General features: G+C 62.5%; 3 protein-coding genes. 2 read left to right on the top strand and 1 reads right to left on the bottom strand.

Going from position 1 to position 2,251, the window contains the following annotated elements:
• The first annotated feature begins 1 nt into the window (after window position 1).
• Both WBB85_RS23405 and WBB85_RS23400 read left to right on the top strand, forming a co-directional pair.
• Complete coding sequence (locus WBB85_RS23405) at window positions 2–1,018, top strand: agmatine deiminase family protein (RefSeq protein WP_432640964.1); 1,017 nt, start codon at window positions 2–4, stop codon at window positions 1,016–1,018.
• On the top strand, window positions 1,015–1,461 hold the full coding sequence (locus tag WBB85_RS23400; protein WP_432640963.1) for a hypothetical protein: 447 nt from the start codon (window positions 1,015–1,017) through the stop codon (window positions 1,459–1,461). Before WBB85_RS23405 ends, WBB85_RS23400 begins: the two co-directional genes overlap by 4 nt.
• 137 nt (window positions 1,462–1,598) lie before the next feature.
• Here the strand turns inward: WBB85_RS23400 and WBB85_RS23395 are convergent.
• Window positions 1,599–2,251 (bottom strand): DUF6473 family protein (locus WBB85_RS23395; protein WP_432640962.1); only part of this gene is annotated, 653 nt, incomplete at its 5' end.

Raw genomic sequence — 2,251 nt, 5'->3', positions numbered from 1 at the left:
CATGGGGACCGGGCGGTCAGCAGCAGCCAGTGGGTTCCATGTTCCACCAGAAGAAGGCCACCATCAGCGCACCTTCATGCAATGGCCGGTCAGCCGCCGCGTGCATCCCGATCCGGTCTTTCTGGATATGGCACAAGCGACTATCGCGAATATCGCCAATGCGATATCGGAGTTCGAGCCTGTGACGATGCTCGCCGCGGCATCTGACCATCGCCGGGCACGGCGCAAACTGTCAGCGGCGGTGGAGCTTTGGGATATCCCGACCGAGGATCTCTGGTGCCGCGATGCGGGGCCGATCTTTGTTGTCGATGGCAAGGGCGGTTTGGCCGTCAGCCATATCCGCTTCAATGGCTGGGGGCGCAAGCAGGTGCATGTACGCGATGGCCGCGTCGCCGAAACCGTCGCCGGGCGGCTGGGTCTGCCGCTTCTGCCGACCGGATTGCAGGGCGAGGCCGGGGGTGTCGAACAAGACGGCCACGGCCTGCTGATCGCACATGAAAGCTCATGGGTGAACGACAACCGCAATCCGGGCCAGTCGCGCGATGAGATTGAAAAGCGTCTGCTTGCCGCCTACGGCGCCGACCGGATGATCTGGAGCAAAGGGGTTTGGGCTGAGGATATCACCGATTACCACATCGACAGCCTCGCGCGGTTCACCGGGCCGGGGCGGGTGCTGATCAACCTGCCCGACGCCCCGGTGCCCGGCGATCCCTTTCACAATGCCGCGCTTGAAACACACGATACGCTTGTCGCCGCCGGGCTGAAGGTCGAGGTGATCCCCGAACCCGTGAAGCGGCGGGTGAAAAGCGTCGATTTCGTCGCCTCATACGCCAATTACTATGTCTGCAATGGCGGCGTGATCGCCGCCGAATTCGGCGATCCGCAAGCCGACGCCGTCGCCCGCGATACATTGGGGCGCCACTATCCGGGGCGTGAGGTGATCACACTCCACGTCGACCCTCTGGGTGAGATGGGCGGCGGCATCCATTGCGCCACGCAGCAGATGCCCGCGACATGAGCTGGCTGTCGCGCAATGCCCCCGCGTTCGAGGCCGTCGCCGCCACTGTGACGGCCCTTGTCGCGCTGGCCGCACTTGTCGGCGTCAAGATCCAGCTTGACGAAGCTGACCGGTTGCAACGGCTTCAATCAGCCCGCGACAGCTATCGCGCCCATCTGGCCCTGGCTGTCGAACACCCCGCCTTTGCCCGCCCGGCTGACGCCTGCACTCTGACGGCCTCGGACAAAGGCGCGGCCTATGCCGCATTCGTCGACCATCTTCTTTATTCGGCCGAACAGATGCTGGCGGCAAGTGATGGCTGGGAAGAGACATTTCTCGATCAGCTCGCCCCCCATGCCACCTATCTTTGTTCAGCCGGTGGTCCGGTCGGGGAAACCGAGGAAACCGCCGAGATTCTGACGCGCTTTCGGGACAGTGCCTGCGTGGCGGTGCCGGACTGCTGATACGGACGTGCTTCGCACCGGTATGTCTGCAACTGAACCGGCATGCCTCATCGCGGTTCAAAGCAAAAGCGCATCGGACTTCGAACCATTTCGTTCGAAGTCCGACACGTGTCATTCCAATCCGGTCTTACAGCGCTTCAGCGCTTCAGCAGGCGCTTCATCACTGGCGCCAGAGCATCCGCCACTTCCTCATGCACCTTCGGCCCGGGCATGGCCGCCGCAGCGGCCTCTTCGAGTGGCGCAAAATACATCCCCTCGGTTCCGGCCATCCGTGCTGCCGTGCTCGGTGTCACGGAGACCAGATCGGCGGCGAACGGACGTATCGCGGCGACCATGTCGGCGTCGATCATCAGCGGTTCCGACCCCAGCCCGTCGCTGCCATACCGTTCGTCGCCCTTGATCCAGAGCAGCACCGACTTGCCGCTGATCTTCTGCAACAGCGTCCGCATCCGCGCCGTCCATGCGGCCTTCAACTCTCCCTCAACCAGCGCGTATTTCTCTTCAGACACAGCCTTCAGCGCCGACAGCATATGGCGGGTAAAGTGGAATTCCGTGAAATCAATCTCACGGAAGATCGTCTTCATCAGGGTCGACGCGCGCAGGAACCGGTCGTTTCGCCGTGGATGCACGGCATAGAACCGGTTCGACATGTTCTGGGCCCCCGTGATCTGGATGACCGTGATCTGCGCCTTCGAACAGGCATCGATGATTTCAGGCTCGCCCGAAAAAACATCCGCCCCGGCATTCATGTAGCCGAAATTCACGACAGGCAGGCCGATCTGCCCCTCGA

This window comes from Albidovulum sp. (genome assembly GCF_049646345.1).
Taxonomy (GTDB): domain Bacteria; phylum Pseudomonadota; class Alphaproteobacteria; order Rhodobacterales; family Rhodobacteraceae; genus Albidovulum.
Note: the sequence above shows the minus strand (reverse complement) of the source record. Positions and strands in the feature narration are given on the sequence as shown.